This is a genomic window from Luteimonas sp. MC1572, from assembly GCF_016615815.1.
Lineage (GTDB): Bacteria > Pseudomonadota > Gammaproteobacteria > Xanthomonadales > Xanthomonadaceae > Luteimonas.
Map to the genome: position 1 here is coordinate 1,427,094 of NZ_CP067112.1, position 13,069 is coordinate 1,440,162.

Annotated in this window: 9 protein-coding genes, 1 tRNA gene and 1 pseudogene; 8 read left to right on the plus strand and 3 right to left on the minus strand. The window is 70.2% G+C overall.

The features are described 5' to 3' along the window. The first annotated feature begins 89 nt into the window (after positions 1-89). From serC to aroA, 4 genes and pseudogenes are all read left to right on the plus strand, one after another. The gene (gene serC / locus JGR64_RS06450; protein ID WP_199372573.1) at positions 90-1,196 is read left to right on the plus strand and encodes a 3-phosphoserine/phosphohydroxythreonine transaminase; all 1,107 of its coding nucleotides are present in this window, start codon (positions 90-92) and stop codon (positions 1,194-1,196) included. 79 nt (positions 1,197-1,275) lie between these two features. Continuing rightward, a pseudogene (gene pheA, locus JGR64_RS06455) lies at positions 1,276-2,388 on the plus strand (prephenate dehydratase); the annotation flags it as partial. After that, on the plus strand, positions 2,388-3,548 hold the full coding sequence (hisC, locus tag JGR64_RS06460; RefSeq protein ID WP_199372575.1) for a histidinol-phosphate transaminase: 1,161 nt from the start codon (positions 2,388-2,390) through the stop codon (positions 3,546-3,548). The pseudogene pheA and the gene hisC, both read left to right, overlap by 1 nt. Next, positions 3,545-4,873, plus strand: a complete 1,329-nt coding sequence (aroA, locus tag JGR64_RS06465; RefSeq protein WP_199372576.1) for a 3-phosphoshikimate 1-carboxyvinyltransferase — start codon at positions 3,545-3,547, stop codon at positions 4,871-4,873. The genes hisC and aroA overlap by 4 nt, the downstream gene beginning before the upstream one ends. A gap of 64 nt (positions 4,874-4,937) precedes the next feature. Here the strand turns inward: aroA and JGR64_RS06470 are convergent, their stop codons facing one another. Together JGR64_RS06470 and JGR64_RS06475 are read right to left on the minus strand one after the other, a co-directional pair. Then, positions 4,938-5,546, minus strand: a complete 609-nt coding sequence (locus JGR64_RS06470; RefSeq protein ID WP_199372577.1) for an energy transducer TonB — start codon at positions 5,544-5,546, stop codon at positions 4,938-4,940. Between the two features lie 75 nt (positions 5,547-5,621). After that, positions 5,622-6,200 carry an energy transducer TonB gene (locus JGR64_RS06475; protein WP_234447011.1) on the minus strand — a complete coding sequence of 193 codons (579 nt, stop codon included), beginning with the start codon at positions 6,198-6,200 and terminating at the stop codon, positions 5,622-5,624. 163 nt (positions 6,201-6,363) lie between these two features. On the opposite strand from JGR64_RS06475, the gene serS reads away from it, so the two are divergent. From serS to JGR64_RS06495, 4 genes are all read left to right on the plus strand, one after another. Next, positions 6,364-7,656 (plus strand): serine--tRNA ligase, encoded by a 1,293-nt coding sequence (serS, locus tag JGR64_RS06480; protein WP_199372579.1) that lies wholly within the window; start codon positions 6,364-6,366, stop codon positions 7,654-7,656. A gap of 90 nt (positions 7,657-7,746) precedes the next feature. Continuing rightward, on the plus strand, positions 7,747-8,724 hold the full coding sequence (locus tag JGR64_RS06485; protein WP_199372580.1) for a LysR substrate-binding domain-containing protein: 978 nt from the start codon (positions 7,747-7,749) through the stop codon (positions 8,722-8,724). Positions 8,725-8,794: 70 nt separating this feature from the next. Further along, positions 8,795-8,884 (plus strand) — tRNA-Ser (locus JGR64_RS06490). A gap of 137 nt (positions 8,885-9,021) precedes the next feature. Then, positions 9,022-9,669: a response regulator gene (locus JGR64_RS06495; protein ID WP_199372581.1), complete on the plus strand. Its 648-nt coding sequence runs from the start codon at positions 9,022-9,024 to the stop codon at positions 9,667-9,669. Positions 9,670-9,690: 21 nt separating this feature from the next. Here the strand turns inward: JGR64_RS06495 and JGR64_RS06500 are convergent, their stop codons facing one another. Beyond that, on the minus strand, positions 9,691-12,903 hold the full coding sequence (locus JGR64_RS06500; protein WP_199372582.1) for an Rne/Rng family ribonuclease: 3,213 nt from the start codon (positions 12,901-12,903) through the stop codon (positions 9,691-9,693). Between the last annotated feature and the right edge of the window lie 166 nt (positions 12,904-13,069).

Here is a 13,069-nt window from a genome sequence, read left to right on the forward strand (position 1 = left end):
TCTCCATCCGGCCGCCGCTGTTGCGCTGCGGCATACTGCGGTCCACCCCCACGCTGCGCCGATGGCGCGCGCAAATCAAGGAGCCCGCCATGTCCCGCGCCTACAATTTCAGCCCCGGTCCAGCCGCACTCCCGGAGAGCGTATTGCGCCAGGCGCAGCAGGACATGCTGGAGTGGGGTGATGCCGGCGCATCGATTGTCGAGATCAGCCACCGCGGCCCCGAGTTCATGGCCGTGGCCGCCGCCGCCGAAGCCGACCTGCGCACCCTGCTGTCGATCCCGGACGATTACGCGGTGCTGTTCCTGCCCGGCGGCGCCACCACCCAGCAGGCGTTGCTGCCGTTGAACTTCGCGGCCCCCGGGCAGCGCGTCGACTACGTGCTGACCGGGCACTGGGGCAAGACCGCCACGCGCCAGGCCCACGCCTACGTCGACCTGAACGTCGCGGCGAGCAGCGAGGCGGGCGGCTTCCGCGACATCCCGCAGGCTGGCGAATGGCGCCTGTCGCCGGACGCGGCCTACGTGCATGTCACCGCCAACGAGACCATCCATGGCGTCGAGTTCCGCCCGGCTGACGCCGGTGGGCACGCGTTCCCGGACACCGGCGACGTGCCGCTGTTCGCGGATTTCAGCTCCAGCATCGCCTCGGAGCCGCTCGACATCTCGCGCTTCGGCGCGATCTACGCGGGCGCGCAGAAGAACCTCGGGCCGGTCGGCATCGCGGTGGTGATCGTGCGCCGCGACCTGCTCGAGCGCGCCGGCCAGCCGCGCGCGGACATCTTCGACTACCGCCTGCAGCTGGCCGCCGAGTCGATGCTCAACACGCCGCCCACCTGGAACTGGTACCTGGCCGGCCTGGTGTTCCGCTGGATGCTGGACGAAGGCGGGGTGGCCGAGTTCGCGCGCCGCAACGCCGAGAAGGCGCGGCTGCTGTACGCGGCGATCGACGGCTCGGGCGGCTTCTACCGCAACGAGGTCGACGCGGCGGTGCGCTCGCGCATGAACGTGCCGTTCTTCCTCGCCGACGACGCGCACGATGCGGCGTTCCTGGACGGCGCGCGCGCGGCCGGGCTGATCGGTCTCAAGGGCCATCGGGTGCTGGGCGGCATGCGCGCCTCGATCTACAACGCCATGCCGGTGTCGGGCGTGGCGGCGCTGGTCGACTACATGCAGGCGTTCCAGCAGCGCCATGGTTGACTCGACACCGGGCAAGTGCCACTCGAAGGCCGGGACGAAGGACGCCAGATCCGTCTCCGCTGCCGAGGCCGCCGCGGCGTCGAAGCACGAGTCCGGCACCGCAGCGGCAAAGGCCAGGCCCGACCTGGCCGCGGTGCGCGAACAGATCGACGGCATCGACCGCGAGATCCAGGCGCTGATCGCCGAGCGCGCGCTGTTCGCGCGCCAGGTCGGGCGCGCGAAGGGCAAGCTGGCCGCGGCCGTCGAGTACTACCGTCCCGAGCGCGAAGCCCAGGTGTTGCGCCGCGTGGTGGACCGCAACGACGGTCCGCTCGCCGACGAGGTGCTGGTACGGCTGTTCCGCGAGATCATGTCCGCCTGCCTTGCCCAGCAGGAGCCGCTGAAGATCGGCTACCTCGGCCCTGAAGGCACGTTCTCGCAGCAGGCCGTGCACAAGCACTTCGGCCATTCCGCGCGCGGCCTGCCGCTGGCGAGCGTGGAAGAGGTGTTCGACGAGGTCGCCGACGGCGCCGCGGATTTCGGCGTGGTGCCGGTGGAGAATTCGGGGCAGGGCACGATCCAGTCGACGCTGGACCTGTTCATGACGTCGCCGCTGAAGATCTGCGGTGAGGTGGAGCTGCGCGTGCACCAGTACCTGCTGTCGCGCACCGGTCGCCTGGAAGACGTCGAACGCATCTATTCGCACGGCCTGTCGCTGGCGCAGTGCCGCAACTGGCTGCGGCAGCACCTGCCGGGCGTCGAGGCGCACGCGGTGTCGAGCAATGCGGAAGGCGCGCGTCGCGCGCGCAACGCCGATGATGCCGCCGCCATCGCCGGCGACAGCGCCGGCCACGTGTACGGCCTGAAGGCCATCGCCGGGCCGATCGAGGACCGCGGCGACAACACCACGCGCTTCCTGGTGATCGGGCGCGCATCGTTCCCGCCGTCCGGCAACGACCGCACATCGCTGCTGGTGTCCATCCGCGACCAGCCGGGCGCGCTGTATCGGGTCCTGGAGCCGCTCGCGCGGCACGGAATCAGCATGAACCGCATCGAATCGCGGCCCGAGCACGGGGCGCTCTGGCAGTACGCGTTCTTCATCGATGTCAGCGGCCATGTGGACGAGTCGCCGTTGAAGGATGCGCTGGCTGAAGTGGATGCGTTCGCCGGCGACGTGCGCGTGCTGGGATCGTATCCGGTGGCGGTGCCGTGATGGCGCAGTTGGATGGCGACGCCCACCGTGCCCGTCGCAGCGACGATGCCGCATGGGCGCTGGCGCGTGCGGTGGCGCCGGTGCGTGCCCTGCGTGCCTACGACCCGGGGCACGACATCGTCGCGCTGCGGCGCGGCTTCGCACCCAGTGCGCTGCTCGAACTCGGTTCCAACGAGAACCCCTACGGGCCCGGCCCGCGCGCGCGCGAGGCGGCCGCAGCGGCGCTCGGCGAGATCCACCGTTATCCCGATCCGCTGGCCGGCGAGCTCAAGCGCGCACTGGCCGCGCACCACGGCGTGGATGCCGCGCAGCTGGTGATGGGCAACGGCTCGCACGAGCTGCTGATGCAGCTGGCGCAGGTGTTCGCCGGCCCTGGCGACGAGGTTCTGGTGCCCGAATACGGCTTCGCGGTGTTCACGATCGCGGCCCACGCCGTCGGCGCGTCGCTGCGCCGTGCGCCGGCGTTCGCGCCTGGCGCGGCAATGCCGCGCGGCCACGACCTCGATGCGCTGTGCGCGGCGATCACGCCCGCCACCCGCCTCGTCTACATCGACAACCCCAACAACCCGACCGGCACCTGGTTCGGCACGACGGCATTCGCGCGCTTCATGGACGCGGTGCCGGACGACGTGGTGGTTGTGGTCGACGAGGCGTATGCCGAGCTTGCCGATGCGGCGGACTTCGCCAGCGCGCTGGCGCTGCTGCCGCGCCACCGCAACCTCGTCATCACCCGCACCTTCAGCAAGGCCTACGCGCTGGCAGGGCTGCGGATCGGCTACGCGATCGCCAACGCGTCGCTGGCCGCGATGCTCGAACGCGTGCGCGAGAGCTTCAACGTAGGGCTGGTGGCGCAGGCGGCCGCGATCGCGGCGCTCGGCGACAAGGACTGGCTCGAGGACACGTCGCAGCGCAACCGCGAGGAGCGCGCGCGGCTTGCCGCGGCGTTGCGCGCGCGCGGCTTCACGGTCGCGCCGTCGCAGGCCAATTTCCTGCTGGTCGAGACCGGTGCCGCGACGCCGCGCATCGAGGCCGTGTTGCTCGCTTCGGGCATCGTGCTGCGACCGATGGCCGGCTACGGGCTGCCCGCGAGCGTGCGGATCACCGTCGGCACGGCCGCCGACAACGCGCGCCTGCTGCAGGCGCTGGACGCCCTGCCATGAGCGTCGTACGCGAGGACTGGGTGGCCGCGCCGGGGCGGGCGCTGTCCGGCGATACCAGCGTTCCCGGCGACAAGTCGATCTCGCACCGCGCGGTGATGCTGGCGGCACTGGCCGATGGCATGTCGCGCATCGATGGTTTCCTGGAAGGCGAGGACACCCGCGCCACGGCGGCGATCTTCAGCGCGATGGGCGTGCGCATCGACGCGCCATCGGCGTCCACGCGGATCGTCCACGGCGTCGGGATGGACGGTCTGCGCGCGCCGGCGTCGCTGCTCGATTGCGGCAATTCCGGCACCGCGATGCGGCTGCTGTCCGGCCTGCTGGCCGGGCAGTCCTTCGACACGGTGCTGGGCGGCGACGCGTCGCTGTCGCGCCGGCCGATGCTGCGGGTCATGGCGCCGCTGCGCGCGATGGGCGCCGCGATCGACTCCGACGACGGCGAGAGGCCGCCGCTGCGCATCGCTGGCGGGCGGTCCTTGCGTGGCATCCGCTTCGATTCACCGGTGGCCAGCGCGCAGGTCAAGTCGGCGGTGCTGCTGGCCGGGCTGTACGCCGACGGCGCCACCGAAGTGCATGAGCCGCATCCGACCCGCGACTACACCGAACGCATGCTGTCGGCGTTCGGCTGGCCGGTTGAATACGCGCCGGGCATGGCGCGCCTCGTGGGCGGCCATCGGCTGCGCGGGCGCGACATCGAGGTGCCCGGTGATTTTTCTTCGGCGGCATTCCTGATCGTGGCCGCGACGCTGGTGCCGGGCTCGGTACTCATGTTGCGCTCGGTGGGAGTCGATCCCCGCCGCACCGGGCTGCTCGACGCGCTGCGTGCGATGGGCGCCGACATCCGCGAACTCGACCGCCGCGCCGGCGCCTGCGGTCCGGTGTCCGACCTCGTGGTGCGCCACGCGCCGCTGCGGGGCATCGCGCTGCCGGAGGCGCTGGTGCCGGACATGATTGACGAGCTCCCGGTGTTCGCCATTGCCGCCGCATGCGCGCAGGGCACCACGCGCGTGACCGGGGCGGCAGAACTGCGCGTCAAGGAGTCCGACCGCATCCGCGCCATGGCCGCGGGGCTGGCGGCGCTCGGCGGACGTGTGCAGGAAACGTCCGACGGCATGGTCATCGAGGGTGGCAGGCTGCGCGCCGGCAGCGTTGACAGCTTTGGTGACCACCGCGTGGCGATGGCGTTCGCGGTGGCGGCGCAGCGCGCCGAAGGCGAGGTCGCGATTGCCGACGTTGCCAACGTGGCCACGTCATTCCCGGAGTTCGAGACCTTGGCCCGAGCGCTCGGCTTCGGGCTGGAGCGCGCGCCACCCGCGTCTGCCTGACGGCGATCGAGCAGAAAAATGCCGCGCGCGGCGTACGCCAGCGCGCGGCCCCCTGGGGCGACCTTCAGCGGTCGAGGCGGAAACTGACCGGGACCTCCACGGTCGAGGCCACGGCCTTGCCGCCGCGCATCGCCGGTTCAAAGCGCCACTGGCGCACCGCCGCCACCGCCGCCTGGTCCAGTGCGCGCGAGCCGCTGCGGCGCGCGACATCCACGCTGAGCGGTACGCCGCTTGCGTCGACGTTTGCCGTCACCAGCACCGTGCCTTCCTCGCGCGCGCGATACGCGGTAGCGGGGTAAGTCGGCTCCACGCGGGTAATCGGCGTGGCCTCGCGGTCCGGCTGGCGGGTCGATGGCGGCTTCGCGGCGGGCGCGCGCGCTGCCTCGGCCTGGCGATCGCGTTCTTTCTTCTGGCGCGCCTCATCGGCCGCGCGTTCACGTTCTGCGGCGGCGTCCTGGCTGTCGCCGATATCGATCGCGGGCGGGGCAGCGGGTTCAGGTGCGCTGGAGACGCTCCCGCGCTGGTTGTACACGTACCAGCCGAAGGCGAGTACGGCCAGCAGCAGCAGGATCCAGATCAGCGGACTGGCGCTCTTGCGATCGGAAACGGTGTCCCGTTGCAAGCGCGGATCGGCTGGCGGCCTGGGGGCAGGCGGCGGGTTCGGATCGGACATGGCGTGTTCCTCGCAGCGGGGTACGGCGAGACTTCCACAGTTCAGGTTGCGCCCGTGTGTGCGCCTGCCCCCTGTTCAGCGACCGCTGTCGAACGTGATCGGCACATTCACGACGCCCGCGGCCGGCGCGCCGTTGCGCATCGCCGGGCGGAAGCGCCAGCGTCGCACCGCATCGCGTGCAGCGCGATCGAGGTCGGTGGAGCCGCTGCTCGAAATGACCTCGACCTGCGCCGGCATGCCGCGGGCGTCGACATGGATGCGCAGCAGGACCTCGCCGGACTGACCGCGCCGCAGGGCGCGCGTCGGATACCTGGGCCCGGGGCTTTCGATCGGCACCGGTGAACTCGCGGAGAGTTCGGTGGCGGCAAGCTGCGGCGGCGCCGCGGCGGCCGGGGTTTCCGATCGCTGCGCGGGGGCAGGCGCTGCAGGTTCTTCTATCCGCGCCGAGGACGCAGGGGGTTCGGGCAGGGTGGTGTCGGCAGGAGCGCCGCCAAGCGGAGGCGCGGGCAGGGGTCGGAACGCCGGCGAGGCCGCGGCTGGCGCCTGTTCGTCTGTCCTGTAGAACCCGTCGTCGTCGCGCTGGCCGAGCCAGATCACCAGGAACAACGCCATGCCGACGCCGATCGCGGCGGCGACCAGCGACCAGCCGCGCAATGAGGGCAGGGGAAAGGATTTGCGGACGCTGGCGCGCGGGGGGGCGGGTGTGGGCATCTGGAGCCGTAATGATCGCGGTGCAGCCGATTCTGCCACGCGCAAGTGCAGCAATCGGGGCACTGACACGCGATAATCCCCGGTCCGTCACGAATCCGAAGACCCGATGCTCGATCCCAACCTTCTCCGCCAGGATCCCCGCGCGCTCGCCCTGCAACTGCGCGTGAGCCGCGGTTTCGACCTGGACGCCGACGTGCTGGAGCGGCTGGAAACCGAGCGAAAGTCGCTCCAGGTGCGGACCCAGGAGCTGCAGAACCTGCGCAACACGCGCAGCAAGGCCATCGGCCAGGCCAAGGCCCGTGGCGAGGATGCCGCGCCGCTGCTCGCCGAAGTTGCCGGTCTGGGCGAGGAACTGAAGGCGTCCGAAGCCGGGCTGGACCGCATCAAGGCCGAGCTGGAAGCCATCGCGCTCGGCCTCCCCAACCTGCCTGACGCGAGCGTTCCGGCCGGCCGCGACGAGTCCGGCAACGTCGAGCAGCATCGCTGGGGCACCCCGCGCACGTTCGACTTCGAGGTTCGCGACCACGTCGACCTCGGCGCGCGCCACGGCTGGCTCGACGGCGATGCCGGCGCGCGGCTCTCGGGTGCACGCTTCACCGTGCTGCGCGGCCAGCTCGCGCGCCTGCACCGCGCGCTGGCGCAGTTCATGTTGGACCTCCACGTGGGAACCCACGGCTACGAGGAAACCAACGTCCCGCTGCTGGTCAACGCCGAGTCGATGCGCGGCACGGGACAGCTGCCGAAGTTCGAGGACGACCTGTTCGCGACCCTGGTTGGCGAGGGCGAGGCGGCGTCCAGGCGCTATCTGGTGCCGACCGCCGAAGTGCCGTTGACCAACACCGTGCGCGACACGATCGTCGAAGCCGCCGACCTGCCGCTGCGCATGGCGGCGCACTCGCTGTGCTTCCGCGCCGAGGCAGGCGCCCACGGCCGCGATACCCGCGGCATGATCCGCCAGCACCAGTTCGAGAAGGTCGAGCTGGTGTCGGTCACCCGGCCTGCCGAGAGCGATGCCGAACACGAGCGCATGACGCGCTGCGCCGAGGTGGTGCTCGAGTCGCTGGGCTTGCCGTACCGGCGCATGCTGCTGTGCAGCGGCGACATGGGCTTCTCGGCGCAGAAGACCTACGACCTCGAGGTGTGGCTGCCCTCGCAGGACACCTGGCGCGAGATTTCGTCGTGCTCCAACTGCGGCGATTTCCAGGCGCGGCGCATGCTGGCGCGCTGGCGCAGCGATGAAACGGGCAAGCCCGAACCCGTGCACACCCTCAATGGCTCCGGGGTCGCCGTCGGCCGCGCGCTGATCGCGGTGATGGAGAACTACCAGCAGGCGGATGGCTCGATCACGGTGCCGGAAGCGCTGCGGCCGTACATGGCTGGCCTGGAAACGTTGTCCTGAAAACGGGACAGTTGCGCGGTCCTGGCCTTCATTGTTGCAAAATAGAGAGAATCTTGATCAAATAGCGTCCATTGTTCCGGAGGATGCGTCATGCAGGATCTGAACGATCTCTATTACTTCGCCATGGTGGTTGACCACGGCGGCTTCGCGGCAGCGGAACGCGCGCTCGGCATTCCGAAATCCAGGCTCTCGCGGCGCATCAGCCAGCTTGAAACCGAACTCGGTGTGCGCCTGCTGCAGCGTTCCACCCGACGCTTCGCGGTCACCGATGTCGGCCAGAGCGTGTATCGCCACGCCCAGTCGATGCTCGCCGAGGCCACGGCCGCGCGCGAGGTCGTGGACCGGCTGAGCGCCGAGCCGCGCGGCCTGGTGCGCGTCAGCGTGCCGGTGGGCCTGGCGCAGCAGCAGATGCCGCAGATCCTGCCGGAATTCCTGGCGCGCCATCCGCAGGTGCGGCTGCAGATGCATGTCAGCAATCGCCGAGTCGACGTGATCAACGAAGGCTTCGACGTCGCCATCCGCGTGCGCAACAAGCTCGACGACGACGGCAGCCTGGTGATGCGCAGCTTCGGCCAGATCCAGGAACTGCTCGTCGCCAGCCCGACCTATCTCGATCGCGCCGGGCGGCCGACGTCGCCGGAGGAGTTGAACGACCACACCACCATGACCATGGGCGAGGACGAGGTGCGCCAGCGCTGGGAGCTGCAGGGCACGTCCGGCGAGACGCGCCGCATCGAGCTGAAGCCACGCGTGGCGGGTTTCGATTTCCCGATGCTGATGGCCCTGGCCAAGCAGGGGCTCGGCATCACCATGCTGCCCGAGACGCTGTGCGCGGAGCCGGTGCGCAATGGCGAGCTGGAGGTGGTTCTTCCCGAATGGCGGCTGCCGCAGGGCATCGCCCACGTGGTGTTCGCATCGCGTCGCGGCATGCTGCCGGCGGTGCGCGTGTTCATCGATTACCTGGCCGAGAAGCTGCCGCCGCTGATCGAATCCTCGCGCGTGGATTGCGGCTCGTGCCGTCGTGGCGAGACCGAGGGCCACGTGCACGCCACGCCCACCGCGGCCTGAGCGGTGCCGCGCGGCAGCGCGCGTGCGACAATCCGCGCCGCGCGATGTACGCACTGCACCTGCGTTTCCCGGAGAGATGGCCGAGTGGTTTAAGGCAGCGGTCTTGAAAACCGCCGAAGGGTCAAACCTTCCGTGGGTTCGAATCCCACTCTCTCCGCCAATCCGCCACTGCCAGCTGCCCTGAATGGGCGCTGCGTCACAGACGCGCCGCAAACAAATCCGTTCCTCCACCTTGCGACCCCTTGGGGGCGCGGGTAGCCTCGGCCATAGGGGCAACAAGCAGGAGAGGGGACAAGGATGACCATCAGGGTCTACGTGGTGGATGACCACGCACTGGTACGCGCCGGGATGCGCATGATCCTGTCGGCTGAAGCCGACATCGAAGTGGTGGGCGAAGCGGAGAGCGGGGAGGTGGCATTGCCACAGATCCGCGCCTTGAAGCCCGATATCGTGCTGTGTGACCTGCACCTGCCCGGAGTCAGCGGGCTGGAAGTCACCGAGCGCATCGTGCGCGGCGAATACGGACCGAGAGTGATCGTGGTGTCCGTGCTCGAGGACGGGCCGATGCCCAAGCGCATGATCGCCGCGGGTGCGGCGGGCTATGTCGGCAAGGGTGGCGATGCGGCCGAGCTGCTACGGGCGGTCCGCGAGGTGTACAACGGGCGCCGGTTCCTGGCCAGCAACGTGGCCCACAACCTGGCGCTGTCGGGGTTGGGTGGCGATGAATCGCCGTTCGATTCGCTGTCGCCGCGCGAAACCGAGGTGGCGATGCTGCTGGTGCAGGGGCTTCGCCAGGAAGAGATCGCGCGTCGGCTGAGCCTGAGCGCGAAAACCGTCAACACCCACAAGACGCGGCTGTTCGAGAAGCTGCGCATCCACGACAACATCGCGCTTGCGAGGCTTGCCAGCCAATACGGCATGACCGACCCCGCGCACGCCATCTAGCGCACGCGGGGCGGTTGGCGATCAGGCGCCGCGTGGCGCCTGGTCGTCGTCCTCCGATGAGGTGCCGTGGTCGTCGGCATGCGTGTTGGCGTCGCTGCCGGTGCCGGCATCCACTTCCAGGTCAGCAGCGGCCACGGCGGCAGCTTCGCTCGCATCGGCATGATCGCCGGCCGTATTGCCGTGATCGGCTTCGACGCTGGTGGCGGGCTGCGCCGGCTCCACCGCGTCGAACAGGCCACGCGGCTGTGCGCCGAGTGAGGTCGGGGCCGCTTCGGCCGCCACGTCCGGCTGCACGACAGCGGCGGGTGCTGCCACCACGCCAGGTGCTGCGACCGCGTCGGGCTGGACGATCACGCCAGGCACGATGACCACGTCAGGCGCGATGACCGGATCGGCGACGACCACGACATCGGGCTCCACTGCGACAACCGGGGCGTCGACAACGTCCACGGGCACCTGCGGCGCGTCCTGAGCGACAGGTGCGGCAGGCTCGACAGCGGGTTCGATCGCGGGTTCGAACGCGTGCGGCGTCGACGCCGCAACGGCTGCCGGTGCTTCGCTTCCGGTCGCGCCCGACCCGGGCGTTGCGACCATGGTGTCGCGCGGGTCAGCCACTTCCGGTGCCTCGTCCATGTCCGTGTCTGCTTCGACGCCGGTCACCGCGGCGGCGGCGGCCGACGCCGGGGACGCCGGCCTGCGCCTGCGCGCCGGCTTGGCGGGTGCGGCCTCATCGTCCTCGAAGTCGAATTCCGGCTGCGAGCTGTCGGCGAGGGCAACGTCGCCCGCGTCCTCGGCTGATACGCCATCGTCCTGGCCTTCGACAGCGGCGCCTTCGCCACTGCCGCGACGGCGGCGTCGGCCACCGCGGCGACCGCGGCGGCGACGCGGGCCTTCGCCATGGCCGTCGGAGCCGTCGTCATCCGCCGTGGCATCGGTCGTGCCGCGCTGACTCTCTTCGTCGTCGCCGTCCCCGGCGTCATCAGCAGCCTGTGGCACCGGCGGGAGCGGGCGGGGCTGCGAGGCAGCGCGCGGCGCTTCCGCAGCGGCCGAAGCGGCCGGAGCGTGCGTCGCGGCGGCAGCCGCGATCACGCCGGTGGCCGCCGTCAGCGTTGCGTCCTCGACCACGGGCATCTGGCTTTCAACGGCCTTCGGTGCATCGCCACTCGCCTGGTCGCGACGCTGTCGGCCCTGCTGCTGCCCGCGCTCGCCTTCCGCGCGTGGCGGCCGCGGTGGCCGCGGCTGCTTGGCCTGCTGCTGTTGTTGACCACCCGCTGGCTGCTTCGCCGCCTGCGGCTGCGACTGCTGCTGGGGCTTGTCCTGCTGCCTGTTGCGGCCCGACTGCTGCTCGCCACGACGGCCGTCGCGGCGACCATCGCGTCCGTCACGGGCACCAGCGTTCTTGCCGCCGCGCGCGTCGCGCTCCTGGCGCGGACCGCGCTCGCCGCGGTCATTGCGGCGTCCGTCCTGCTGGCCAGCGTCACGGGCCTGCGGCTGCGCAGCGGCGGACGCGCCGCCCATCAGCGACTTCAGCCAGCCCATCAGGCCGCCCGTCGCGGGCGCGGCTACCGGCGCGGCCACCGGCGCAACCGCCGGCTGCGCTTCCGGCGCCGGACGCGGCTCGCGCACCGGCGCGGGCTGCGCATGCTGCACGTGGGTAATGGCGGCCGGAGCCGGCACGTTGAGGTTGGCCTTGGTGAGCGCGATGGTCGCGACCTTGCGCGGCGTGCCGCGGCGGTAGCTCGGCTTGGCCGAGTCTTCGTCGAGCTCGTTGGCGCGCAGGCGGGTGACCTCGTAATGCGGGGTCTGCAGCTGCTCGTCGGCGACGATCACGATCGGCGACTCGTGGCGCTGTTCGATCTCGGCCAGCGCGCTGCGCTTCTCGTTGAGCAGGTAGTTGGCGATGTCGACCGGGGCCTGCACCAGCACCTGTCCGGTGTTGTCCTTCATGGCGTGTTCTTCGGCCACGCGGACGATCGACAGCGCCAGCGATTCGATGCTGCGCATGCGGCCGTGGCCCTCGCAACGCGGGCACACGATCTGGCTGGACTCGCCCAGGCTCGGACGCAGGCGCTGGCGCGACATCTCCAGCAGGCCGAAGCGCGAGATGCGCCCGATCTGCACGCGCGCGCGGTCGTACTTGAGCGCGTTCTGGAGGCGGTTCTCGACGTCGCGCTGGTGCTTGCTCGACGACATGTCGATGAAGTCGATCACCACCAGGCCGCCGAGGTCACGCAGGCGCAGCTGGCGGGCGACTTCATCAGCCGCCTCGAGGTTGGTGTGGAACGCGGTCTCCTCGATGTCGCCGCCCTTGGTGGCGCGCGCGGAGTTCACGTCGACCGCGGTCAGGGCTTCGGTCTGGTCGATCACCAGCGCGCCGCCGGAGGGCAGGCGGATGGTGCGCTCGTAGGCGTTCTCGATCTGCGACTCGATCTGGAACCGGTTGAAGAGCGGGACATCGTCGGTGTAGTAGCGGAGCTTGCGCAGGTTGTGCGGCATCACCTGCTCGACGAACTCCTTGGCCTCCTCGAACATCTCCGGGGTGTCGACCAGGATCTCGCCGATGTCGGCGCGCATGTAGTCGCGAAGCGCGCGGATGATCAGCCGCGATTCCTGGTAGATCAGGAACGGCGCGGGCTTGCTCAACGCGGCTTCGGCCACGGCGCGCCAGACGCTCAGCAGGTAGTCGAGGTCCCACTGCAACTCTTCGGCGTCACGGCCGACGCCGGCGGTGCGGATGATCACGCCCATGTCGTCGGGGATCTGCAGGGCGTCCATCGCCTTCTTCAGCTCCGCGCGGTCCTCGCCCTCAATGCGGCGCGACACGCCACCGGCGGTGGGCGAGTTCGGCATCAGCACCATGTAGCGGCCGGCCAGCGAGATGAACGTGGTCAGCGCCGCGCCCTTGTTGCCGCGCTCGTCCTTGTCCACCTGGACAACGACTTCCTGGCCTTCGCGCAGGAGCTCCTTGATGCCGGCCTTGTTGTGGTCGACGCCGGAGGCGAAGTAGTCGCGGGAGATTTCCTTCAGCGGCAGGAAGCCGTGGCGCTCGGCGCCGTATTCGATGAAGGCGGCTTCAAGCGAGGGCTCGATGCGGGTGATGCGACCCTTGTAGATGTTGGACTTCTTGTGTTCCTTCGACGGTTGCTCGATGTCGATGTCGTACAGGTTCTGGCCGTCGACGATGGCGACGCGCAGCTCTTCTGCCTGCGTCGCGTTGATCAGCATGCGTTTCATGGTGCGTTCCTCGCGCGCTCTCGCACGCGGAACGCCGGGGCGTTTCGCCTGGATGTGGCCTGCCGCCGGCGCGTGAGCGCCAAGGCGACCTCGGTTGCTTCCAGCGCTGCACACCACGGCGGGCCGCGGGAGCGCTTGTACTCTTGAATTTTAGTTTGGGCCGGCG

Excerpts from the sequence above, each read along its gene's own strand:
- JGR64_RS06495 (WP_199372581.1), top strand. The coding sequence starts at position 9,022 with ATGACCATCAGGGTCTACGTGGTGGATGACCACGCACTGGTACGCGCC.
- JGR64_RS06470 (WP_199372577.1), bottom strand. The coding sequence starts at position 5,546 with ATGTCCGATCCGAACCCGCCGCCTGCCCCCAGGCCGCCAGCCGATCCG.
- aroA (WP_199372576.1), top strand. The coding sequence starts at position 3,545 with ATGAGCGTCGTACGCGAGGACTGGGTGGCCGCGCCGGGGCGGGCGCTG.
- serC (WP_199372573.1), top strand. The coding sequence starts at position 90 with ATGTCCCGCGCCTACAATTTCAGCCCCGGTCCAGCCGCACTCCCGGAG.
- JGR64_RS06500 (WP_199372582.1), bottom strand. The coding sequence starts at position 12,903 with ATGAAACGCATGCTGATCAACGCGACGCAGGCAGAAGAGCTGCGCGTC.
- JGR64_RS06485 (WP_199372580.1), top strand. The coding sequence starts at position 7,747 with ATGCAGGATCTGAACGATCTCTATTACTTCGCCATGGTGGTTGACCAC.
- serS (WP_199372579.1), top strand. The coding sequence starts at position 6,364 with ATGCTCGATCCCAACCTTCTCCGCCAGGATCCCCGCGCGCTCGCCCTG.
- hisC (WP_199372575.1), top strand. The coding sequence starts at position 2,388 with ATGGCGCAGTTGGATGGCGACGCCCACCGTGCCCGTCGCAGCGACGAT.